Here is a 22,500-nt window from a genome sequence, read left to right as displayed (position 1 = left end):
AGGGTGAAAAGAAAAACGGGAGGTTCGGCGTGTTCGTTGAACGGGCGCCACTTGTCGACTTAGTGTCCTGTTCAGAAGACTCCAAGGAACGGACACACTGGTAACCCTAAACTTCAGCGTTAGGGTTCGGGTCGGCGAAACGGACCGTCCCATTCGGCATCAGTCGTCGGATCGCATCACCTGCGAGGCGACGACACGTAACTCGAGGCGAGAGGCCTTCGACGTGGCAGCACCGCAGAACTACCTCGCAGTCATCAAAGTCATCGGTGTCGGCGGCGGTGGTGTCAATGCCATCAACCGGATGATCGAGGTCGGTCTCAAGGGCGTCGAGTTCATCGCCATCAACACCGACGCGCAGGCGCTGTTGATGAGCGACGCCGACGTCAAGCTCGACGTCGGCCGTGAACTCACGCGCGGACTCGGCGCCGGCGCCAACCCGGCCGTGGGCCGTAAGGCCGCCGAGGACCACCGCGAGGAGATCGAGGAGGTCCTCAAGGGGGCCGACATGGTCTTCGTGACGGCCGGCGAAGGCGGTGGCACCGGCACCGGCGGCGCGCCCGTCGTGGCCAACATCGCACGCAACCTCGGCGCCCTCACCATCGGCGTGGTCACCCGCCCGTTCACCTTCGAGGGCCGGCGCCGCGCCAACCAGGCGGAGGACGGCATCGCCGAACTCCGCGAAGAGGTCGACACCCTCATCGTCATCCCCAACGACCGGCTGCTCTCCATCTCGGACCGCCAGGTCTCGGTCCTCGACGCCTTCAAGTCGGCCGACCAGGTCCTGCTCTCCGGTGTCCAGGGCATCACCGACCTCATCACCACCCCCGGCCTGATCAACCTCGACTTCGCCGACGTCAAGTCGGTCATGTCCGAGGCCGGTTCGGCCCTCATGGGCATCGGCTCGGCCCGCGGCGACGACCGCGCGGTGGCCGCCGCCGAGATGGCGATCTCCTCGCCGCTCCTGGAGGCCTCCATCGACGGCGCCCGGGGCGTCCTGCTCTCCATCTCCGGCGGCTCCGACCTCGGCCTGTTCGAGATCAACGAGGCCGCCCAGCTGGTCAGCGAGGCCGCGCACCCCGAGGCCAACATCATCTTCGGCGCGGTCATCGACGACGCCCTCGGCGACGAGGTGCGGGTCACCGTCATCGCGGCCGGCTTCGACGGGGGCCAGCCCCCGGCGCGCCGGGAGACCGTCATGGGGTCGTCCTCGTCCTCGGCACGCCGCGAGGAGCCCACTCCGGTACGGCAGCCCGAGGGCCGGCCGTCCTTCGGCTCGCTCGGCAGCGTGACCCCCAAGGAGGACCCGCAGCCGGCGCCCGAGCCGGTGGCCGACCTCCCGGTCTCGCCGCCGGTGCCGCCGTCGCGGTCCTACTCGGACAGCGCGGCCGAGGAGCTGGACGTGCCGGACTTCCTGAAGTGATAGGACAGCGCGAGAGCGTGAGCGGCGCCCACTTCGCCTTCACCGACCGGTGGGGCGGAGTGAGCGCCGCTCCGTATGAGGAGCTCAATCTCGGCGGAGCGGTCGGCGACGCCCCCGACGCCGTACGCGCAAATCGTGAACGGGCCGCCAAGTCGCTGGGTCTGGACCCCGGCCTGGTCGTCTGGATGAACCAGGTGCACGGCAACGACGTCGCCGAGGTCGACGGACCGTGGACCACCCCGCTCACCCCGCCCGTCGACGGTCTGGTGACCGCGACCCGTGGACTGGCCCTCGCCGTGCTGACGGCGGACTGCGTGCCCGTACTGCTCGCCGACCCCGTCGCCGGGGTGGTCGCGGCCGCCCACGCCGGGCGGCCCGGCATGGTCAAGGGGATCGTGCCCGCCGCGATCGACGCGATGGAGTCGCTCGGCGCCGACCCCTCCCGGATCGTCGCCCGCACCGGACCCGCCGTGTGCGGGCGGTGCTACGAAGTGCCGGAGGCGATGCGCGCCGAGGTGGCCGCCGTCGAGCCGGCGGCGAGCGCCGAGACGAGCTGGGGCACTCCCGCCGTCGACGTGATCGCCGGAGTGCACGCACAGCTCGACCGGCTCGGAGTGCACGACCGGGAACGGTCGCCGATGTGCACACGGGAGTCGAACGATCACTTCTCGTATCGCCGCGACCGCTCCACAGGGCGACTCGCGGGATATGTCTGGCTGGACTGATAGGGCATGACGGACCGTAAGAGTGAACTCGCCGCAAACCTGGCGAAGGTGGAGGAGCGGATCACCGCCGCATGCGCGGCCGCGGGCCGTGAGCGGGAGGGGGTGACCCTGATCGTGGTCACCAAGACCTACCCGGCGAGCGATGTGCGGCTCCTGTCGGAACTCGGTGTGCGCCATGTTGCCGAGAACAAGGACCAGGACGCGGCGCCCAAGGCGGCCGAGTGCGCCGAGCTGCCGCTGCGGTGGCATTTCGTCGGCCAGCTGCAGACCAACAAGGTGCGTTCCGTGGTCGGTTACGCGGATGTGGTGCAGTCCGTCGACCGGGCCAGGCTGGTGACGGCTCTGTCGAAGGAGGCCGTGCGGGCCGGGCGCGAGGTGGGCTGTCTGCTTCAGGTGGCGCTCGACGCCGGGGCGAGCGAGCGGGGTGAGCGGGGCGGTGTGGCCCCGGGCGGTGTCGAGGAGTTGGCCGCTCTGGTCGCCGGGTCGCCGGGGCTGCGGCTTGACGGACTGATGACCGTCGCACCCCTGACCGGGGAGTACGCCGGGCGCCAACGCGAGGCCTTCGGGCGGTTGATGGATTTGTCGACTGACCTGCGCCGGACCCATCCTGCTGCGAACATGGTGTCGGCAGGGATGAGTGCGGACCTCGAGGAGGCCGTGGCGGCCGGAGCGACACATGTACGCGTCGGCACTGCGGTACTCGGAGTCCGCCCCAGGCTCGGGTAACGTCGCCAGGAAGTCGGACCACAGCAGAAAATATGGTCATTACCGCCGAAGGGCGGACACAAGGGCCACGTGGATCGCGGGACTTGGCAGTTGAAAGTCGATCCACCACAGAGCGGAGGACTCAGAGAATGGCCGGCGCGATGCGCAAGATGGCGGTCTACCTCGGCCTCGTGGAGGACGATGGGTACGACGGCCGGGGATTCGACCCCGACGACGACTTCGAACCCGAGCTCGACCCGGAACCCGAGCGGGACCACCGGCGGCATGAGCCGTCCCACCAGTCACATGGTGCGCATCAGTCCCAAAGGGACGAAGAGGTGCGAATCGTGCAGCCGCCGGCGCAGCGGGAGCCGGTGGCTCGTTCCGCTTCGCTAGGCGCGGAATCCGGGCGTCCGGCGCGTATCGCGCCCGTGGCATCCATCACACAAGAACGTCAGTCCATGGAGAAGAACGCACCGGTGATCATGCCCAAGGTCGTGTCGGAACGAGAGCCGTACCGGATCACCACGCTCCACCCCCGGACCTACAACGAGGCCCGTACCATCGGGGAACACTTCCGTGAGGGCACCCCGGTGATCATGAATCTGACTGAGATGGATGACACGGACGCGAAGCGACTTGTCGACTTTGCGGCCGGTTTGGTGTTTGGTCTTCACGGCAGCATCGAGCGGGTGACGCAGAAGGTGTTCCTGTTGTCGCCTGCTAACGTCGATGTCACGGCGGAGGACAAGGCCCGCATCGCAGAGGGCGGGTTCTTCAACCAGAGCTGAGACGCAAGACCGGATGCAGCAGTACAGAGAAGCACGGAACAGGGGAGAGGGAAGCACCGAACATGAGCGTGGTCCTGGATGTCGTCTACATCGCGCTGATGGTCTTCCTCATCGTGCTCATCTTCCGGTTGGTCATGGACTACGTCTTCCAGTTCGCCCGCTCATGGCAGCCCGGCAAGGCGATGGTGGTCGTTCTGGAGGCCACCTACACTGTCACCGATCCACCGCTCAAGCTTCTGCGGCGGGTAATCCCGCCGTTGCGTCTCGGGGGCGTGGCGCTCGACCTGTCCTTCTTCGTACTGATGATCATCGTCTACATCCTGATCTCGATCGTGAGCCGGCTGTGAGCGATGTGAACTACCGTCTTGCCGATGCCGACGACTACGTTGAGGTGAAGAGATGCCGTTGACCCCCGAGGACGTGCGGAACAAGCAGTTCACGACCGTCCGCCTCCGAGAAGGCTATGACGAGGACGAGGTCGATGCCTTCCTCGATGAGGTCGAAGCCGAACTGACCCGCCTGCTTCGTGAGAACGAGGACCTGCGGGCCAAACTGGCCGCGGCCACGCGCGCTGCTGCCCAGAACCAGCAGAACATGCGCAAGCCGCCCGAACAGGACCAGCAGCAGGGCGGCATGCCCCAGCAGGGCGGTATGCCCCAGCAGGGTGGCATGCAGCAAGGCGGCATGCAGCAGGGCGGTATGCAGCAGCAGGGCATGCCCCAGCAGGGGATGCCTCCGCAGGGGATGCCGCAGCAGGGCATGCGAGGCCCGGGCGCCCCGGTGCCCGCCGGCATATCGGGCCCGCCGCAGCAGCAGATGGGTGGCCCCATGGGTGGCCCGCCCCAGCTGCCGAGCGGTGCGCCGCAGCTGCCCGCCGGTCCCGGCGGTGGCCAGGGTGGTCCGCAGGGCCAGGGTCCGATGGGCCAGGGCCCCATGGGCCAGGGTCCGATGGGTCAGGGTCCGATGGGCCAGGGCCCCATGGGTCAGGGTCCGATGGGCCAAGGCCCCATGGGTGGCCAGAACCCCATGCAGCAGCAGATGGGTGGCCCGATGGGCGGCCCCATGGGCGGTCCTATGGGCGGCCCCGGTCAGGGCCCCGGTGGCGACAGCGCCGCCCGTGTCCTCTCGCTGGCCCAGCAGACCGCCGACCAGGCGATCGCCGAGGCCCGTTCCGAGGCCAACAAGATCGTGGGTGAGGCGCGTTCGCGTGCCGAGGGTCTCGAGCGGGACGCCCGTGCCAAGGCCGACGCCCTGGAGCGGGACGCGCAGGAGAAGCACCGCGTCGCGATGGGCTCCCTGGAGTCCGCCCGCGCCACGCTGGAGCGCAAGGTCGAGGACCTGCGTGGCTTCGAGCGCGAGTACCGCACGCGTCTGAAGTCCTACCTCGAGTCCCAGCTGCGTCAGCTGGAGACCCAGGCCGACGACTCCCTCGCTCCGCCGCGCACACCGGCCACGGCTTCGCTGCCGCCGTCCCCGGCGCCTTCCATGGCTCCGGCCGGCGCTCCGTCCTACGGCGGCAACCCGGGCATGGGTGCTCCCGGCCAGGGCGGTCCGTCCTACGGCGGGCAGCAGCAGATGTCCCCGGCGATGACCCAGCCGATGGCGCCGGTACGGCCGCAGGGCCCCTCCCCGATGGGCCAGGCTCCCTCGCCGATGCGCGGCTTCCTCATCGACGAGGATGACAACTGACGGCCTGTAGTACGCCTTAGGCGTCGGCTGCGTTCAAAGGGCGGGACCCCGGATCACCATCCGGGGTCCCGCCCTTTTTACGCGTGTTGACGACGATCACGGGCGCGCCCTGGTTCGTGAGCCCGCCGTGATTGCGCCGTGAGCCCGCCCCGGATCCGTTCGCCGGACATGCGGAGGGCCCGGCCCCCTCAGGGGAACCGGGCCCTCGCGGACAGGTCCTACGCCTTGCGCAGGCGGAACGTGAGCGTCAGGCCGTCGTCCGTGAACGGCGTGCCGTATGTGTCTTCCGCCTCACCCTGGGCGAAGTCCGTGGCGAGGACCTCGTCGGCGATGAGGCCGGCGTGGCCGGACAGGGCGTCGGCGGTCGCCGGGTCGGTCGCGGTCCAGCGGAGCGCGATGCGGTCGGCGACGTCGAGGCCGCTGTTCTTGCGCGCCTCCTGGATCAGCCGGATCGCGTCCCGGGCCAGGCCCGCGCGGCGCAGTTCCTCGGTGATCTCCAGGTCGAGGGCGACCGTCGCGCCGGAGTCGGAGGCGACCGACCAGCCCTCGCGCGGGGTCTCCGTGATGATGACCTCGTCGGGGGCCAGGGTGATCGTCTCGCCGTCGACCTCCACCGAGGCAGTGCCCTCGCGCAGGGCGAGGGAGAGCGCGGCCGCGTCGGCGTTCGCGACGGCCTTGGCCACGTCCTGGACACGCTTGCCGAAGCGCTTGCCCAGGGCACGGAAGTTGGCCTTGGCCGTCGTGTCGACCAGGCTGCCGCCGACCTCGGAGAGGGACGCCAGCGACTCGACGTTGAGCTCCTCCGTGATCTGCCCGTGCAGCTCGCGGTCGAGGGCGTCGAAGCCGCTCGCGGCGATCAGGGCGCGCTTCAGGGGCTGGCGGGTCTTCACGCCCGACTCCGCGCGCGTCGCGCGGCCCAGCTCCACCAGGCGGCGGACCAGGACCATCTGCTTCGACAGCTCCGGGTCGATCGCGGAGAGGTCGGCCTCCGGCCAGGAGGACAGGTGGACGGAGTCCGGGGCGCCCGGGGTGACCGGCACGACGAGGTCCTGCCAGACGCGCTCGGTGATGAACGGCGTCAGCGGGGCCATCAGCCTGGTGACCGTCTCGACTACCTCGTGCAGGGTGCGCAGAGCGGCCTTGTCGCCCTGCCAGAAGCGGCGACGGGAGCGGCGGACGTACCAGTTGGACAGGTCGTCGACGAACGCGGAGAGCAGCTTGCCGGCGCGCTGGGTGTCGTACGCCTCCAGAGCCTGCGTCACCTGGTCGGTGAGCGCGTGGAGTTCGGAGAGCAGCCAGCGGTCCAGGACCGGGCGGTCGGCCGGGGCCGGGTCCGCCGCGGAGGGGGCCCAGTTCGACGTACGCGCGTACAGGGCCTGGAAGGCGACCGTGTTCCAGTACGTGAGGAGCGTCTTGCGGACGACCTCCTGAATCGTGCCGTGGCCGACTCGGCGGGCCGCCCACGGGGAACCGCCGGCCGCCATGAACCAGCGCACCGCGTCCGCGCCGTGCCGGTCCATCAGCGGGATCGGGTCAAGGGTGTTGCCCAGGTGCTTGGACATCTTGCGGCCGTCCTCGGCGAGGATGTGGCCGAGACAGACCACGTTCTCGTACGACGACCTGTCGAAGACGAGCGTGCCGACCGCCATCAGTGTGTAGAACCAGCCGCGGGTCTGGTCGATGGCCTCGCTGATGAACTGCGCCGGGTAGCGGGACTCGAACAGTTCCTTGTTCTTGTACGGGTATCCCCACTGCGCGAACGGCATCGAACCCGAGTCGTACCAGGCGTCGATGACCTCCGGCACGCGCGTGGCCGGCTGTCCGCAGTCGCCCTGGGGGCAGGCGAAGGTGACCGCGTCGATGAACGGGCGGTGCGGGTCCAGGCCCGACTGGTCGGTGCCCGTCAGCTGGGTCAGCTCCGCGCGGGAGCCGACGACCGTGAGGTGGTTTTCCTCGCAGCGCCAGATCGGGAGCGGGGTGCCCCAGTAGCGGCTGCGGGAGAGCGCCCAGTCGATGTTGTTGTTCAGCCAGTCGCCGAAGCGGCCGTTCTTGACCGTCTCCGGGTACCAGTTGGTCTTCTCGTTCTCCTGGAGGAGACGGTCCTTGACGGCCGTGGTGCGGATGTACCAGGACGGCTGCGCGTAGTAGAGGAGCGCGGTGTGGCAGCGCCAGCAGTGCGGGTAGCTGTGCTCGTACGGGATGTGCTTGAAGAGGAGGCCGCGCTGCTGGAGGTCCTCGGTGAGCTTTTCGTCCGCCTTCTTGAAGAAGACGCCGCCGACCATCGGGACGGACTCCTCGAAGGTGCCGTCCGGACGGACCGGGTTGACGACGGGCAGGCCGTAGGAGCGGCAGACCTTGAGGTCGTCCTCACCGAAGGCGGGGGACTGGTGGACCAGACCGGTGCCGTCCTCGGTGGTGACGTACTCGGCGTTCACCACATAGTGGGCGGGCTCCGGGAACTCCACCAGCTCGAACGGACGTTGATAGGTCCAGCGCTCCATTTCGGCGCCGGTGAAGGTCTCGCCGGTGGTCTCCCAGCCCTCGCCGAGCGCCTTGGTGACCAGCGGCTCGGCGACGACGAGCTTCTCCTCGCCGTTGGTCGCCACGACGTAGGGGACCTCGGGGTGCGCGGCCACGGCCGTGTTGGAGACCAGCGTCCAGGGCGTCGTCGTCCAGACCAGGAGGGCGGCTTCGCCGGCGAGCGGACCGGAGGTGAGCGGGAAACGGACGTACACGGACGGGTCGACGACCGTCTCGTAGCCCTGGGCCAGCTCGTGGTCGGACAGACCCGTGCCGCACCGGGGACACCAGGGGGCGACGCGGTGGTCCTGGACCAGCAGACCCTTGTTGAAGATCTCCTTCAGCGACCACCAGACCGACTCGATGTACTCGGGGTCCATCGTGACGTAGGCGTCGTCGAGGTCGACCCAGTAGCCCATGCGGGTCGTCAGCTCGGAGAACGCGTCGGTGTGGCGGAGCACGGACTCGCGGCACCTGTCGTTGAAGGCGGCGATGCCATACGTCTCGATGTCCTGCTTGCCGGAGAAGCCGAGCTCCTTCTCGACCGCCAGCTCGACCGGGAGGCCGTGGCAGTCCCAGCCGGCCTTGCGGGCCACGTGGTAGCCGCGCATGGTGCGGAAGCGGGGGAAGACGTCCTTGAAGACGCGCGCCTCGATGTGGTGGGCGCCCGGCATGCCGTTGGCGGTGGGCGGGCCCTCGTAGAACACCCACTCGGGGCGGCCCTCGGACTGCTCCAGGCTCTTGGCGAAGATCTTCTGCTCGCGCCAGAAGTCGAGCACCGCGTGCTCGAGGGCGGGCAGGTCGACCTGGGCGGGCACCTGGCGGTACTGCGGCTGCGTGTTCAACGAGCTTCCTCCGGCGGACATACTGCCTTCCGTCGGAGGGACGAGAGCCGACTTGCCTGTCTACGCCGTGTGCGGCGCGCTCCCGCGGTACCACCCTCCTTGGCCCTCCGGTGCGCTCTGCGCGCCGGTGAGCCCCCTCATTGGGGTCGCGATGCCGGTTCTACTGGCCTTGCCTGTCGGCTGCGGCTTTCCTCCGGCGGCTCCGGGGTGATCTTCACGTCGCGCTCGCCCCCGGGCTTCCACCGTCCCCGGGTCGCTCTGGGCTGCGTACGCCGCTACTCGTCCCCATCCACGCTTTTCGCTTCGCCCAGTGTACGGCTCCCCGGCGACAGCGGCCGACGGGTTTTCGGGGGCGTGGGGGCCTGGCGAACCGCCCGGTCCGTGATGACCCGAATGGTGGCTTTGTGTGAGGGTATGGTCGCTCGGATTCCGGGATGCCCGACTCGGCGGATTACCCGGCGGGGAGCTGGGCACAACGGATGCAGGCCTGCCGCGCAGCGTGCGCGAGGCGGGCGAATCGGGCGGTGCGCCCCGTTGCCGCGGGCTCCAAGTCGATTTATCGTCCCAGCACGATTCGCGTGCAAGATCACAATGTGTGAAGGGGCCGCGGCCATGGTGGCGAAGAAGACCGCCGTACAGCAGTCGGCGTCCGGCAGCTCCACGAGTGCCTCCGGGTCTTCCGGGTCCTCCGGTGCCTCCGGCGGCGCGGCCGACGGCCCCAGGGCCGTGAAGACGGCGCGGTCCGTCGCGGCCGGGGTGCCGAAGAAGGCGGCGGCCACGAAGGCGGTGGCCCGAAGACCTGAGGAGGAGGAAGCGGCGCAGGCTGCGTCCCCGGAGCCGGCCGAGAGGGGCGGGCCGGCCAGGAAGGCGCCCGCCGCGAAGAAGAGCGCGGTGAAGAAGGCGGCCAGGAAGGCGGTCGCCAAGAAGACGGTCGCCAAGAAGACGGTCGACAAGAAGGCCGCGGCCAAGAAGGCGGTCGCGGTGGAGACGACGACCGCGAAGAAGGCGGTTGCGGCGGAGACGACGACCGCGAAGAAGGCGGTTGCCACGAAGACGGCTGCCAGGAAGGTCACCGCCGGGAAGGCGGCGGTCGAGAAGATCGCCGGCGCCGAAGGCGTGAGCGGGACGAGTGCGGGCAGGAAGAGCACGGCCAAGAAGGTGGGCGCGGCCTCGGCCGCGGAGCAGACGGGAGCCACGACTGTGGTTGCGAAGAAGACTCCGGGTACGGCCACGGCGGCGAAGACCGCTGTTCCCAAGGCACGTCTGGCGGCGGTGGAGCCCGGCGAGCTCGCGGTGCGCCCCGGCGAGGAGCCGTGGACGCCTGGGGAGGTCGAGGAGGCCCGCGCGGAGCTCGAGTCCGAGCAGGGGCGGCTGCGAGCGGAGCTCGCCGCGTCCGAGGCGGCCCTCACGGGGCTGATGCGGGACTCGGGGGACGGCGCAGGGGACGACCAGGCGGACACCGGGACGAAGAACATCACGCGCGAGCACGAGCTGGCGCTGGCCGCCAACGCGCGCGAGATGCTGGTCCAGACCGAGCACGCCCTGGAACGGCTGGACGCGGGCACCTACGGCCTGTGCGAGAACTGCGGCCAGGCCATCGGCAAGGCCCGGATGCAGGCCTTCCCGAGGGCCACGCTGTGCGTCGAGTGCAAGCAGAAGCAGGAGCGCCGGTACTGATCACCTGGCTGCCGGGGGGTGTGCCGTACCCTCGTCCACAGTCAGGTACCTAGGTTGAGGGACTCACGTGGCAGAGGCGGAGCGCGTCATCGGTACGCCGGACACCCCAGAGGCGGGATCCGAGCCGGAGCAGTCGTCCGGCCCGGACGGGCAGGAGAGCACCGGGGCGAGGTCCAGGGGCAAGCGCCGGATCGCCGTGCTCTTCACCGTCGCCACGTTCGCGTACGTGATCGACCTGGTGAGCAAGATGATCGTGGTCGCCAAGCTGGAGCATCACGCGCCGATCGAGATCATCGGGGACTGGCTGAAGTTCGAGGCCATCCGCAACGCGGGCGCGGCCTTCGGCTTCGGCGAGGCCTTCACCATCATCTTCACGGTGATCGCGACGGCCGTGATCGTGGTGATCGCCCGGCTCGCCCGCAAGCTCTACAGCCTGCCCTGGGCGATCGCCCTGGGGCTGCTGCTGGGCGGCGCGCTGGGCAACCTCACCGACCGGATCTTCCGTGCGCCGGGTGTCCTCGAGGGCGCGGTCGTGGACTTCATCGCCCCGAAGCACTTCGCGGTCTTCAACCTCGCCGACTCGGCGATCGTCTGCGGCGGCATCCTGATCGTGCTGCTGTCCTTCAAGGGTCTGGACCCCGACGGGACCGTCCACAAGGACTGACCGCCCGGCGGTTGTCCACAGCGGTTGTCCACAGGGCCGTACGGCGGTACCGGAGCCGTCCTGCATACTCGACGGGTGAGCACGATTCCCGAGACCCGTACCCTGCCCGTGCCGGACGGCCTGGAGGGCGAGCGCGTAGACGCCGCCATCTCCCGCATGTTCGGCTTCTCCCGTACGAAGGCCGCCGAGTTGGCCGCGGCGGGGAAGGTCACGGTCGACGGCTCGGTGGTCGGCAAATCCGAGCGGGTGATCGGCGGCGCCTGGCTGGAGGTCGAGATGCCGCCGGCGCCGGCGCCGGTGCAGATCGTCGCCGAGCCGGTCGAGGGCATGGAGATCGTGCACGACGACGACGACGTGGTCGTGATCGTCAAGCCGGTCGGCGTGGCCGCGCACCCGTCGCCCGGCTGGAGCGGGACGACCGTCATCGGCGGGCTCGCCGCCGCCGGGTACCGCATCTCCACCTCCGGTGCCGCCGAGCGCCAGGGCATCGTGCACCGCCTCGACGTCGGCACCTCGGGGCTGATGGTGGTCGCCAAGTCGGAGCGGGCGTACACGTCGCTGAAGCGCCAGTTCAAGGAGCGCACGGTCGACAAGCGCTACCACACGCTCGTCCAGGGCCACCCCGACCCGACCAGCGGCACGATCGACGCGCCCATCGGCCGGCACCCGAACCACGACTACAAGTGGGCGGTCACGGCCGAGGGCAAGCCGTCCGTCACGCACTACGACCTGATCGAGGCCTTCCGCGCGGCCTCCCTGCTGGACGTGAAGCTGGAGACGGGCCGTACCCACCAGATCCGCGTCCACATGGCCGCCCACCGCCACCCCTGCGTCGGCGACCTGACGTACGGCGCCGACCCGACGCTCGCCAAGCGGCTGGGCCTGGCCCGGCAGTGGCTGCACGCCGTGCGGCTGGGCTTCGAGCACCCAGGGGACGGGCAGTGGGCGGAGTTCGCCAGTGACTACCCCGAGGACCTGGCCAAGGCCCTGGAACAGGTCCGCGAGGAGACCTACGGATGAGCACCCAGGGGTACGCGGTGCGGGTCGCCGAGGACCCCGCGGACCGGGAGGCGTGCTTCGCGGTCCGCAAGGAGGTCTTCGTCGGCGAGCAGGGCGTACCCGAGGACCTGGAGTACGACGCGCACGACGCCGGCGCCGTCCATGTGCTGGCGGTCCGGGAGGACGACGGTCTGCCGCTCGGCACCGGGCGGCTGCTGTACGGCGAGGCGGCCGCTGCCAGGGCCGGCGGCGACCCGTCGGTGGGCTCGCTGGGGCGGCTCGCCGTGACACGCGAGGCGCGCGGGCTGGGCGTCGGGGTCGCGCTGGTGCGGGCCATCGAGGAGGCGGCACGCGTGCTGGGGCTCGCGGCCGTGGATCTGCACGCACAGACGCAGGCGCTGGGGTTCTACGAGCGGCTGGGGTATGTGGCGTACGGGCCGGAGGACATGGAGGCGGGGATTCCGCACCGGTCCATGCGGCGTTCTCTGTAGCGGACGGTGGCCGTGCGACGCTGGAGCTCTGGATGTTCCTGATCGTCTAGACCCGGAGCGCTGACCGTGGACCAGCTGGCCCTGTTGTTCGTCCTGTTGCTCGGGGCCGTGGTGAGCGTTCCGGTCGGGGACCGGTTCGGGTTGCCGGCTCCGGTGCTGATGACCCTGCTCGGGATCGTCCTCGCGGTGCTCGACTTCGTGCCCAACGTGGAGATCCCGCCGGACCTGATCCTGCCCCTCCTGCTGCCGCCCCTCCTGTACGCGGCGGTACGGCGGACCTCGTGGCGGCAGTTCGCGGCGAACGTGCGGCCCATCTTCCTGCTGGCCGTGGCGCTGGTGTTCGTCACGACGGTGTGCGTGGCGGCCGTGGCCCACACGATCGTGCCGGGGCTGCCGATCGCCGCGGCCGTCGCGCTGGGCGCGCTGGTCGCGCCGCCCGACCCGGTGGCCGCCACCGCCGTGGCCGGACAGCTCGGGCTGCCCCGCAGGCTGGTTTCCATCCTGGAGGGCGAGGGGCTGTTCAACGACGTGACGGCCATCGTGCTCTACCACGTCGCGATCGCCGCGGCCGTGAGCGGGTCGTTCTCGCCGTGGCAGGCCGGTCTCGACCTGGTGCTGTCCGCGGTGGTGGCGGTGGCGGTGGGCGTCGGGCTCGGCTGGGGCGCGAACAGGCTGCTGGACGTCCTCGGGGACACGACGTTGCAGATCGGGCTGACGCTCCTGGTGCCGTACGCCTCGTACGTGCTGGCGGAGGAGTTCCACGGGTCCGGGGTGCTGGCCGTCCTGACCACCGCCCTGTTCCTCGCCGAGTACGCCACCGACCCCGACGACGTGCTGACCCGGCTGGCCGGCCACACCTTCTGGGACATCATCGACACCCTCGTCACGGGCGTCGCGTTCGGGCTGATCGGCCTGGAACTGCACAACGCGATCCGGACGGCGTCCGGGCGGTGGGGGGAGATGCTGGGCTGGGCGGCGGTGATCGTGGCCGTGGTCGTCGTCGTACGGCTGCTGTGGCTGCTGCCGGCGACCTGGCTGACGCAACGGCTGCACGCCAGACAGGACCACCTCGAGGACATTCCGACGAACTGGCGGGAGACCCTCGTCATGTGGTGGTCCGGGATGCGCGGGGTGGCTTCGGTCGCGCTGGCGCTGGCCGTTCCGCTGGAGACCGACGACGGTGGACCCTTCCCCGACCGTGACGAGATCATCTTCATCGCGTTCGGCGTGATCATGGCGACCCTGGTCCTTCAGGGACTGACCCTGCCGTGGCTGGTGAAGCGCCTCGGCGTGCAGTCGGACACCGACCGCGAGAAGGAGTTCGAGAAGGAGCTCGCGGTACGGGCGGCGAAGGCGGCGAAGCGGCGGCTGCGGGAGATCGAGGCCGAGGAGAACCTGCCGGAGGAGCTGTCCGAGCAGATGCTGCGGCGGGCCTTCGACATCGGGTTGCGGATCAGCCCGGACGTCGGGGAGGACGAACGGCGGGAGGGGCACGATCAGCGGGTGCGGAGGCTGAAGCGGGTACGGCGGATCCAGGCGGAGATGCTGAGCGCGGCCCGGCACGAGGTGGTCGCGGCGCGCAGCGAACCGGGCTCCGATCCGGAGATCGTGGACCGGGTGCTGCGGCATCTGGACGTGCGCAGCCTCAAGTGAGGCGACCGGGCCCGCCGTTTGCGGCTGCCCGGTTCGTGGCAGTCGCGTAAACCGCCACGATCCCTGTCGGCACTCCTCGTTACGCTCGGACCATGGCACGCAACGTGGTGATCAGTGGAGGCGGGACAGGAATCGGGCTCGCGGCGGCGCAGGTCTTCGCCGCGGACGGGGACCAGGTGCTGCTGCTGGGGCGGCGGGCCGAGGTGCTGGAGAAGGCCGGGGTGGCCGGGGCGCTCACCTACGCCGCGGACCTGAGTGAGCCGGAGCAGGTACGCGGGGTCGCCCGGTTCGTGGAGGCGGAGTTCGGGACCGTGGACGTGCTGATCCACAGTGCCGGGGGCGCCGGGCATCTGGAGCCGCCGGGCGACAGCGCCGATCCGCTGGACCGTGTCGCACACGACTGGACCGTCAACTTCCGCAGCAACACCCTCAGCGCCGCGCTGCTCACCGAGGCCCTGAAGGAGCGGCTCGCCTCACCGGGCGGCCGGGTGCTGTTCGTCAGCTCGATCGCCGCCTACCGGGGGTCCGGCAGCGGGGCCTACGGCGGCGCCAAGGCCGCGCTGCACCCGTACGCCCGTGATCTCGCCCGGGAGCTGGGGCCCCGGGGCATCACCGCGAACCTCGTCGCCCCCGGCTACGTCGAGGACACCGGGTTCTTCGGGGACGCCATCGAGCCCGCGCGGCGTGAGCGGCTCGTCGGCGAGACCTTCACCGGGCGCGCCGGGACGCCCGGGGACATCGCCGCCACCCTGCACTGGCTGGCCTCCCCGGGCGCCGGTCACGTCACTTCGCAGGTCGTCCAGGTCAACGGCGGTGCGGAGCGCGGGAACTGACGGTCAGCGGCCCGTCCGCGGCGGTTCGTGGACGCGACGGGTGGCACCGTCGGGGGAGGAGGACGGGCCCGGCAGACGGCCCGGGGCCAGCGCGGCATCGGCCGTGTTGACCCTCGGGAGCGCGTACGGGTGCTCCTTCGACAGCCAGCGGATCATCTCCTCGCGGACCCTGACCCGCACCGTCCAGATGTCGTCGGCGTCCTTCGCCGTGACCAGGGCCCGCACCTGCATGGTGTTGGGCGTGGTGTCGGTGACGTCGAGCCCGCAGGCGCGGCCGTCCCAGGCCGGGCACTCCCGCAGGATGTCGCGCAGCTTCTCGCGCATCGCCTCCACCGGCGCCGCGTGGTCGACGTGCCAGTAGACGATGCCGGTCATCTCCGGGGTGCCGCGCGACCAGTTCTCGAAGGGCTTCGAGGTGAAGTACGACACCGGCATCGTGATCCGGCGCTCGTCCCAGGTCCGCACGGTCAGGAAGGTCAGGGTGATCTCCTCGACCGTGCCCCACTCACCGTCCACCACGACCGTGTCGCCGATGCGCACCATGTCGCCGAAGGCGATCTGGAGGCCGGCGAACATGTTGCTCAGCGTCGACTGGGCGGCCACACCGGCGACGATGCCGAGGATCCCGGCCGAGGCCAGCAGGGAGGCGCCCGCCGCGCGCATGGCGGGGAACGTCAGCAGCATCGAGGCCGCCGCGACGACCCCGACGACGGCCGACACCACCCGCATGATCAGCGACACCTGGGTCCGCACCCGCCGGACCCGGGCCGGATCGCGGTGCATGCGCGCGTAGCGCGAGTACGACGTCTCGACGATCGCCGCCGCGATCCTGATCACCAGCCAGGCCGCCGAGCCGATCAGCACCAGGGTGAGGAACTGGCCGATGCCGGTCCGATGGTCCTCCAGCATCTGGGCGGCGTCGTACGACCCTCTCAGCATCGCCGCGCACAGCACGAGCTGATAGGGGATGCGGCCACGGCGCAGCAGACCCCACATCGGGGTCTCGGGGTGCCGTTGGTCGGCCTTGCAGAGCAGGCGGTCGGTGGCCCAGCCGATGAGGACTGTCAGCACGACCGAACCGCCGACCACGATCACGGGGCGGAGCAGGTTCTCCATGCCTTCGAACGTAACCGGGTCGGAGGGGTCCTGAACATGCGGTTTCTGTGAGGAGGCGCACGTCCGGCGTTGTCGGCGCAGGCTGGCACCATGGGCACATGAACATCATGCTCTTTCACTCGACCTACGGTCCGCGGCCCGCGGTGCGCGCCGCGGCGGACCGGCTGCGCGCCGCCGGGCACGAGGTGTGGACGCCGGACCTCTTCGAGGGACGCACGTTCGACACGGTCGAGGAGGGCATGGCGTACAACGAGGAGATCGGCAAGGACGAGCTGCTGAAGAGAGCCGTCATGGCCGCCGCGCCCTACTCGGAGCGCGGGCTGGTGTACGCCGGGTTCTCGCTCGGCGCGTCGATCGCCCAGACCCTCGCCCTCGGCGACGCCAGGGCGCGTGGGCTGCTCCTCCTGCACGGCACCTCGGACCTCGCGCCGAACGTCTCGGTGGACGACCTCCCGGTGCAGCTGCATGTCGCGGAGCCGGATCAGTTCGAGACCGACGACTGGCTGAGCGCCTGGTATCTCCAGATGGGCAGAGCGGGCGCCGACGTGGAGGTCTACCGGTACGCGGGAGCCGGGCACCTGTACACCGACCCCGGCCTGCCCGACTACGACGAGGAGGCCGCCGAGGCCACCTGGCGGGTGGCACTCGGCTTCCTCGAGACGCTCTAGGAGGACCCGGACCCGGACCCGGACCCGGGCATGGGCATGGACCCGGGCATGGACCTGGAACTAGACGGGGTCGTAGGTCCGCTCCACCTTCTGCGTGCCGCTGCGCGTGCGGTACGAGCGGGACCAGGCGGAGGTCGCGGTGCTGCTGGTGCGGTCGGACAGCACGTAGTAGTCCATCTGCGCGCGCTCGGCGGTGATGTCCAGGACGCCGTAGCCGTGCCGGTCGGTGTCGACGAAGTGGACGTGCCGGTTCGCGGCCCGGATGATCGGGGAGGCGATCGCGGTGAGCGTGCCCTCCGGGACCTTCACGATGTCGTCGAGGTTGTCCGAGGTCACCGAGGTGACCACGAACTCGGTGGCGGCCGAGGCCGACAGCGGGTATGTCCCGGCGTCCACCGGCACGTCGTTGGCCCACGCCATGTGGATGTCACCGGTCAGGAAGACGGTGTTGCGGATGGCGTTGGAGCGCAGATGGGCCAGGAGCTCACGGCGGTCGTCGGTGTAGCCGTCCCACTGGTCGGTGTTGAGGGCGATGCCCTCCTGCGGCAGGCCGAGCAGCTTGGCGAGCGGCTTGAACAGGTCCGCGGAGAGCGAGCCGATCGCGAACGGCGAGATCATCACCGAGTTGCCGACCAGCCGCCAGGTGGTGTCGGAGGACTTCAGCCCGGCCTTCAGCCAGTCGAGCTGGGCGCGGCCGGTGAGCGTGCGGTCCGGGTCGTCGACGGTGCCGTTGCCCACGGCGGCCTGCTGCGAGCGGAAGGACCGCAGGTCCAGCAGGGACAGATCGGCGAGCTTGCCGAAGCGCAGCCGGCGGTAGGTGGTGCCGGCGATGGCCGGCCGGACCGGCATCCACTCGAAGTAGGCCTGCTTGGCGGCCGCCTGACGAGCCGGCCAGGCGCCCTCGGCGCCTTCGGTGTGGTTCTCGGCGCCACCCGACCAGGTGTCGTTGGCGAACTCGTGGTCGTCCCAGATCGCGACGACCGGCGCCTTCGCGTGCAGGGCCTGGAGGTCCGGGTCGGTCTTGTACTTGCCGTGCCGGGTGCGGTAGTCGGCGAGGGTGAGGATCTCGTGCGTGGGCGCCGTCTGCCGTACGACGGTCCCGCGCGTGCCGTACTCGCCGGTTCCGTACTCGTAGATGTAGTCGCCGAGGTGCAGCCAGGCGTCCAGGTCGCCACGGGCCGCGAGGTGACGGTACGAGGAGAAGTAGCCGGCCTCCCAGTTGGCGCAGGAGACCACGCCGAAGCGCAGGCCGGGCACGGCGGCGTCCGCCGCCGGCGCGGTGCGGGTGCGCGCCACCGGGGAGTCGGTGCCGCCGGCCGAGAAGCGGAACCAGTAGTCGGTGGCGGGCGCGAGACCGCGGATGTCGGCCTTGACGGTGTGGTCGGTCGCGGCGGAAGCGGTGGTGGAGCCTTTGGAGACCACGTTCGTCAGTGCCTTGTCCGTGGCGACGACCCAGCTCACGTCGGTGGCCGGACCGAGTCCGGAGCCGGGTATCGCCTCGGCGGTGGGCGTCACCCGGGTCCACAGCAGGACGCCGTCGGGCAGCGGGTCGCCGGAAGCGAGGCCGTGCAGGAAGACGGGAGCCTCGGCGGCACGGGCCGGCAGCGCGGCGGCGAGCGGGCCGGCCAGCACGGCCGTGGCGGCCACGGCCTTGAGCGCCGTACGGCGGCGCGGCGACAGCGAGTTGGGGCGCTCTGACGGGGTGTCGGCGCTCTCGGAGGATCTGTATCGACTGGTCACGGACGATCAGATTACTGACCAGTACGACAAAAGAGCAGGCGAACTCCCAAAAGTTCGCCCGCTCTTCACGCTGGTTGGTCCTTGCCTGGTCCCGCAGCAGCCGCAGGGACGGTCAATAATTCCTGAGGATCAGGCGGTAGCCGTACCTCGGACCATGTTCTTGGGCGATCCGCTTGCCCCGTCCTGGTGCCAGGTGATGACTGTGACCTTCTGGCCTTCAGTCAGGTTCTTGTTGCCCTCGGCGCACGAGTTTCCGGATCCGTTCGTGTCCTGAATCCGCAGCACGTGGCTTCCGCCGGCGTCACCCCACTGGACTTCCAGCACTGCTCGGTGCCCGTCTGCATAGTTGTCGCAGACTTTCCAGTGGTCGCCGTCGTGGTAGAAGTAGCCGTCTGCGTGCTCAACGGTCGTGCAGCCGAGGGCTCCACAACTTTCGCTGTACGACTTGAGGTGAAGATTGGTTCCTGCGAAGGCCGGCGCGGCACTGAGTGTTACCACCGCCGCAGCCACGCCGACTCCCGTGAGTGCGCGCTTGATGTTTCTGCTCCAGTCGGTCAACTTGGAGTCCACCCCGATTCAACTTGTTCTTCCCAGTACACCCAACCCGAACTGACGTGCGAGTTTCAGGTTGGGTGATCACGTTACTGAGTAAGGCGGAGGTTGAACAAGGTCATAAACAGCCGACAGGGCGGCGTTTGCCTGTCCTTGCGAGGTGGGGTGGCTGCATCAGCCCTTGAGCGCCGCCGTGATCGCCGTGTTGAAGTCGGCGACCGACATCGGGGCGTTCTGGCCGCCGGAGTCGGTGAGCTTCTTGCCGTCCATGACCAAGGTCGGCGTACCGCTGACGTCGTCCTTGTTGGTGTCGAAGGTCTTCGACATGGCCAGTGCCCATGCGTCGTAGGTGCCGTTCTTGACGGCGGTCTGGAACTTTGTGTTGCCCTTCAGGGCGGAGACCGTGTCGGCCACCTCGATGAGGTAGCTGTCGCTCTTGAACTTGTCTTCCGACTCGTCCGGGTGCCACTTGGCTGAGTAAAGCGCCGTCTTGTACTCCAGGAACGCCTCCGGGCTCACGTTCAGAGCCGCGCCCATGGCGCTCATCGCGTTCTTGGACCCCTCGCCGCGCGACCCGATCGTGCCGTCCTTGAGCTGGTCGCCGTCCAGGAACGTGCCGCCGATGTACTGGATCTTGAACTTGCCGGCGTCGAAGTCCGCCTTGACCGTGGAACCGACGGTCTGCTCGAACGAGGCGCAGACCGGGCAGCGCGGGTCCTCGTACATCTTGAGGACCTTCTTGGCCGTGCTCTTGCCGAGGACGACGGTAGTGCCGTTCGTGCCGGAGGTGTTGGCAGGAGCGACGACCTTTGCGTCCTTGGCGTCCTCCCAGTAGCCGGGCTTGTTGGCCTGGACGACGGCGTAACCTATGCCGCCGGCCGCGGCGAGCACGGCGACGACCGAGCAGGCGACGATGATCTGCCGCCTGACCTTGGACCGCTTGGCCTCGCGCTCACGCTCGATGCGCAGCCGCTCGCGGGCCGCCGTCTTCGAGGCCGCGCTGTTCCGCTTGCTCATGTGTCTTCTCCAAAGGGGACGCGCACTCGTCGTACGCGGAAGTTCGTGTGGGGACTGGGGGACCGAGCTGGTGCGGGTGCCCGGGCCTGGCCAGACGTGAGGGTCTGTTCAGGCCGCGGCGAGCGAGCACGGCGGTCCACGCCGTCCCAAGGAGTGCACGAGAATCCGCTCAAGGACGGTGGTCGACCGGCGGGTGGGCCGCGGCAGGCGGCGGGGCGCCGGGGCGCGTCGTACGGTCACGGCGGCGACGGCCAGCAGCAGCGGCCGGAAGGTGGTCGCGCCCGCCGCGCGCAGCAGCTGGGCCAGCGCCCGCTCGCCCCGGCGCAGCCAGGCGGCCGCGATCAGGCCGACGCACAGGTGCGCGCCGAGCAGCAGCCACGCGGCGGCCGGGTCGGGGTGGGCGAGGAGCCCGCCCAGCTGGTCGGTGTCGGTGCCGGTGACCTGGGCCAGCGGGGTGCCGACGGGTGTGCCGTCGCCGCAGAGCACGTCCCAGCCGACCGAGGCCAGCGGGCCGGCGACCGGGCCGCCCGCACGCCCGTAGCAGACGTGCTGGCCGGTGGTGAAGACGGTGTCGGCCGCCAGCTCCAGCGGGATCAGCAGGGCGGCGATCCGCCCGAAGCCGCGCTCGCGGCCCGCGAGGACGTACGCGAGGGCGAACACGGCGGCCGCGACGGCGGCCACCGTGTTGAGCGGCAGCGGTGCCCGGGACAGCAGCACGTGCGACGCGGTGCTGAGCGTCACGACGCATGCCGTGAACAGCGCCGCGCGTACGGCTCTGAGGCGGGTCCCGGATATGTCCATAGCGGAGGAGAGTGTGTCACGTGCTCCTGTAGGAGACCCCTAAAGGGTCCCTGTGAGAAGGCGGACCGTTAGAGACCTGGAATCCGGCCGTTGCGGAACAGGTCGACGAAGATCTGGTGGTCGGCACGCGCGCGTGCGCCGTAGGTGTGCGCGAAGTCGACCAGGAGAGGCGCGAAGCCGTCCTCGTCGGCCGCGATCGCCGCGTCGATGGCCCGCTCGGTGGAGAAGGGCACCAGGGACTCGCCGGAGGTGTCGTCCGCCGCCGCGTGCATCGTGGCCGTGGCCCGGCCCAGGTCGGCGACGACACCCGCGATCTCGTCCGGGTCGTCGATGTCGCCCCAGTCCAGGTCGACCGCGTACGGCGAGACCTCGGCGACCAGCTGGCCGGCGCCGCCGAGCTCGGTCCAGCCCAGCCACGGGTCGGCGTGCTGCTGGAGGGCGCGCTGGGAGATCACCGTGCGGTGGCCCTCGTGCTGGAAGTAGTCGCGGATCGCCGGGTCCGAGATGTGCCGGGAGACGGCCGGCGTCTGGGCCTGCTTGATGTAGATCACGACGTCGTTCTCCAGGGCGTCGCTGTGGCCCTCGAGGAGGATGTTGTACGAGGGCAGACCGGCCGAGCCGATGCCGATGCCCCGGCGGCCGACGACGTCCTTCACGCGGTAGGAGTCCGGGCGCGTCAGGGAGGTCTCCGGCAGCGTCTCCAAGTAGCCGTCGAAGGCCGCGAGGACCTTGTAGCGGGTGGCCGCGTCCAGCTCGATGGAGCCGCCGCCCGCCGCGAAGCGGCGCTCGAAGTCACGGATCTCCGTCATCGAGTCCAGCAGCCCGAAGCGGGTCAGCGACCGGGCGTCGCGCAGCGCGTCGAGCAGCGGGCCCTGCGCGGTGTCCAGGGTGAAGGGCGGCACCTCGTCGCTCTTGGCGCCGGTGGCCAGCGCGTGGATCCGCTCCCGGTACGCGCCCGCGTACACCTCCACCAGCTCGCTGATCTGCTCGTCGCCGAGCGCCTTCGCGTACCCGATGAGGGCGATGGACGCGGAGAAGCGCTTCAAATCCCAGGTGAAGGGGCCGACGTACGCCTCGTCGAAGTCGTTGACGTTGAAGATCAGCCGGCCTGTCGCGTCCATGTACGTGCCGAAGTTCTCCGCGTGCAGGTCGCCGTGGATCCACACGCGCGAGGTGCGCTCGTCCAGGAACGGGCCGCCCCGCTTCTCGGGGTCGGCATCGTGGTAGAAGAGGCCCGCGGTACCCCGGTAGAACGCGAACGCCGAGGCCGCCATCTTCCGGAACTTCACCCGGAACGCGGCCGGGTCGGCGGCCAGGAGCTCGCCGAACGCGGTGTCGAAGACGGCGAGGATCTCCTCGCCGCGGTGCTCGTCGTTGAGCTGCGGAACCGACATCGCTGGGTGCCTCCTGGTGCAGTGCATGGACGACAGCGTCTCTGCCGTCTCCAACGGACGAAGGGACGCGGGAGTGCCCGTTTCCCTCCGGTGAAGGTACGCGGGGGAGCGTCCCCGGTGTCAGTCGCGAGGCATAGACTTCGACGCTGTCCCCCGGACCGCCCGCAACCCGTGGGACGCCTGTCAACCTTTGTTTCCCC

20 protein-coding genes are annotated in these 22,500 nt (G+C 70.0%); 13 read left to right on the top strand and 7 right to left on the bottom strand.

Annotated features, from left to right (window positions below):
• The first annotated feature begins 223 nt into the window (after positions 1-223).
• The 6 genes from ftsZ to ACFWBD_RS32235 all read left to right on the top strand — a co-directional run bounded on the left by ftsZ (position 224) and on the right by ACFWBD_RS32235 (position 5,330).
• Positions 224-1,420 (top strand): cell division protein FtsZ, encoded by a 1,197-nt coding sequence (gene ftsZ / locus ACFWBD_RS32260; RefSeq protein ID WP_385674622.1) that lies wholly within the window; start codon positions 224-226, stop codon positions 1,418-1,420.
• Positions 1,417-2,145 (top strand): peptidoglycan editing factor PgeF, encoded by a 729-nt coding sequence (gene pgeF, locus ACFWBD_RS32255; RefSeq protein ID WP_385674619.1) that lies wholly within the window; start codon positions 1,417-1,419, stop codon positions 2,143-2,145. Before ftsZ ends, pgeF begins: the two co-directional genes overlap by 4 nt.
• Positions 2,146-2,151: 6 nt before the next feature.
• Positions 2,152-2,871, top strand: a complete 720-nt coding sequence (locus ACFWBD_RS32250) for a YggS family pyridoxal phosphate-dependent enzyme (RefSeq protein ID WP_385674616.1) — start codon at positions 2,152-2,154, stop codon at positions 2,869-2,871.
• 128 nt (positions 2,872-2,999) lie between these two features.
• Positions 3,000-3,641 (top strand): cell division protein SepF, encoded by a 642-nt coding sequence (locus ACFWBD_RS32245; RefSeq protein ID WP_385674613.1) that lies wholly within the window; start codon positions 3,000-3,002, stop codon positions 3,639-3,641.
• A 62-nt stretch (positions 3,642-3,703) separates the two neighbouring features.
• Positions 3,704-3,988, top strand: a complete 285-nt coding sequence (locus ACFWBD_RS32240) for a YggT family protein (protein WP_020129925.1) — start codon at positions 3,704-3,706, stop codon at positions 3,986-3,988.
• 52 nt (positions 3,989-4,040) lie between these two features.
• Positions 4,041-5,330 carry a DivIVA domain-containing protein gene (locus ACFWBD_RS32235; protein ID WP_385674610.1) on the top strand — a complete coding sequence of 430 codons (1,290 nt, stop codon included), beginning with the start codon at positions 4,041-4,043 and terminating at the stop codon, positions 5,328-5,330.
• A gap of 218 nt (positions 5,331-5,548) precedes the next feature.
• Here the strand turns inward: ACFWBD_RS32235 and ileS are convergent, their stop codons facing one another.
• Positions 5,549-8,716, bottom strand: a complete 3,168-nt coding sequence (gene ileS / locus ACFWBD_RS32230) for an isoleucine--tRNA ligase (RefSeq protein WP_385674607.1) — start codon at positions 8,714-8,716, stop codon at positions 5,549-5,551.
• Between the two features lie 591 nt (positions 8,717-9,307).
• Between ileS and ACFWBD_RS32225 the strand changes: the two genes are divergently transcribed.
• The 6 genes from ACFWBD_RS32225 to ACFWBD_RS32200 all read left to right on the top strand — a co-directional run bounded on the left by ACFWBD_RS32225 (position 9,308) and on the right by ACFWBD_RS32200 (position 15,012).
• Positions 9,308-10,372: a TraR/DksA C4-type zinc finger protein gene (locus ACFWBD_RS32225; protein ID WP_385674604.1), complete on the top strand. Its 1,065-nt coding sequence runs from the start codon at positions 9,308-9,310 to the stop codon at positions 10,370-10,372.
• Between the two features lie 67 nt (positions 10,373-10,439).
• Complete coding sequence (lspA, locus tag ACFWBD_RS32220) at positions 10,440-11,036, top strand: signal peptidase II (RefSeq protein ID WP_385674601.1); 597 nt, start codon at positions 10,440-10,442, stop codon at positions 11,034-11,036.
• A gap of 75 nt (positions 11,037-11,111) precedes the next feature.
• On the top strand, positions 11,112-12,056 hold the full coding sequence (locus ACFWBD_RS32215; protein WP_385674598.1) for an RluA family pseudouridine synthase: 945 nt from the start codon (positions 11,112-11,114) through the stop codon (positions 12,054-12,056).
• Entirely contained in the window at positions 12,053-12,526 is a 474-nt protein-coding gene (locus tag ACFWBD_RS32210; RefSeq protein ID WP_385674595.1) for a GNAT family N-acetyltransferase, read from the top strand. The genes ACFWBD_RS32215 and ACFWBD_RS32210 overlap by 4 nt, the downstream gene beginning before the upstream one ends.
• Before the next feature lie 66 nt (positions 12,527-12,592).
• Positions 12,593-14,179: a Na+/H+ antiporter gene (locus tag ACFWBD_RS32205; protein ID WP_385674592.1), complete on the top strand. Its 1,587-nt coding sequence runs from the start codon at positions 12,593-12,595 to the stop codon at positions 14,177-14,179.
• Between the two features lie 92 nt (positions 14,180-14,271).
• Positions 14,272-15,012, top strand: coding sequence for an SDR family NAD(P)-dependent oxidoreductase (locus ACFWBD_RS32200; RefSeq protein ID WP_385674589.1), 741 nt, complete (start codon positions 14,272-14,274; stop codon positions 15,010-15,012).
• Between the two features lie 3 nt (positions 15,013-15,015).
• Here the strand turns inward: ACFWBD_RS32200 and ACFWBD_RS32195 are convergent, their stop codons facing one another.
• Positions 15,016-16,128: a mechanosensitive ion channel family protein gene (locus ACFWBD_RS32195; protein WP_385674586.1), complete on the bottom strand. Its 1,113-nt coding sequence runs from the start codon at positions 16,126-16,128 to the stop codon at positions 15,016-15,018.
• Positions 16,129-16,226: 98 nt separating this feature from the next.
• On the opposite strand from ACFWBD_RS32195, the gene ACFWBD_RS32190 reads away from it, so the two are divergent.
• Positions 16,227-16,796 carry a dienelactone hydrolase family protein gene (locus ACFWBD_RS32190; RefSeq protein ID WP_385674583.1) on the top strand — a complete coding sequence of 190 codons (570 nt, stop codon included), beginning with the start codon at positions 16,227-16,229 and terminating at the stop codon, positions 16,794-16,796.
• A 60-nt stretch (positions 16,797-16,856) separates the two neighbouring features.
• Here ACFWBD_RS32190 and ACFWBD_RS32185 read toward each other — a convergent pair whose 3' ends face one another.
• The 5 genes from ACFWBD_RS32185 to ACFWBD_RS32165 form a co-directional block, all read right to left on the bottom strand.
• Positions 16,857-18,536, bottom strand: coding sequence for an alkaline phosphatase D family protein (locus ACFWBD_RS32185; protein ID WP_385674580.1), 1,680 nt, complete (start codon positions 18,534-18,536; stop codon positions 16,857-16,859).
• Between the two features lie 129 nt (positions 18,537-18,665).
• A complete protein-coding gene (locus ACFWBD_RS32180; RefSeq protein WP_385674577.1) occupies positions 18,666-19,094 on the bottom strand; it encodes a hypothetical protein in 429 nt (142 codons plus the stop codon).
• A 168-nt stretch (positions 19,095-19,262) separates the two neighbouring features.
• Entirely contained in the window at positions 19,263-20,105 is an 843-nt protein-coding gene (locus ACFWBD_RS32175) for a thioredoxin domain-containing protein (protein WP_385674570.1), read from the bottom strand.
• 108 nt (positions 20,106-20,213) lie between these two features.
• The gene (locus tag ACFWBD_RS32170) at positions 20,214-20,906 is read right to left on the bottom strand and encodes a hypothetical protein (RefSeq protein WP_385674567.1); all 693 of its coding nucleotides are present in this window, start codon (positions 20,904-20,906) and stop codon (positions 20,214-20,216) included.
• Between the two features lie 68 nt (positions 20,907-20,974).
• A complete protein-coding gene (locus tag ACFWBD_RS32165) occupies positions 20,975-22,300 on the bottom strand; it encodes a DUF2252 domain-containing protein (protein ID WP_385674564.1) in 1,326 nt (441 codons plus the stop codon).
• Positions 22,301-22,500 lie beyond the last annotated feature (200 nt).

Origin of the sequence: Streptomyces sp. NPDC060002 (genome assembly GCF_042737245.1) — a bacterium.
Lineage (GTDB): Bacteria > Actinomycetota > Actinomycetes > Streptomycetales > Streptomycetaceae > Streptomyces.
This window is presented reverse-complemented; position numbering and strand designations above follow the sequence as displayed.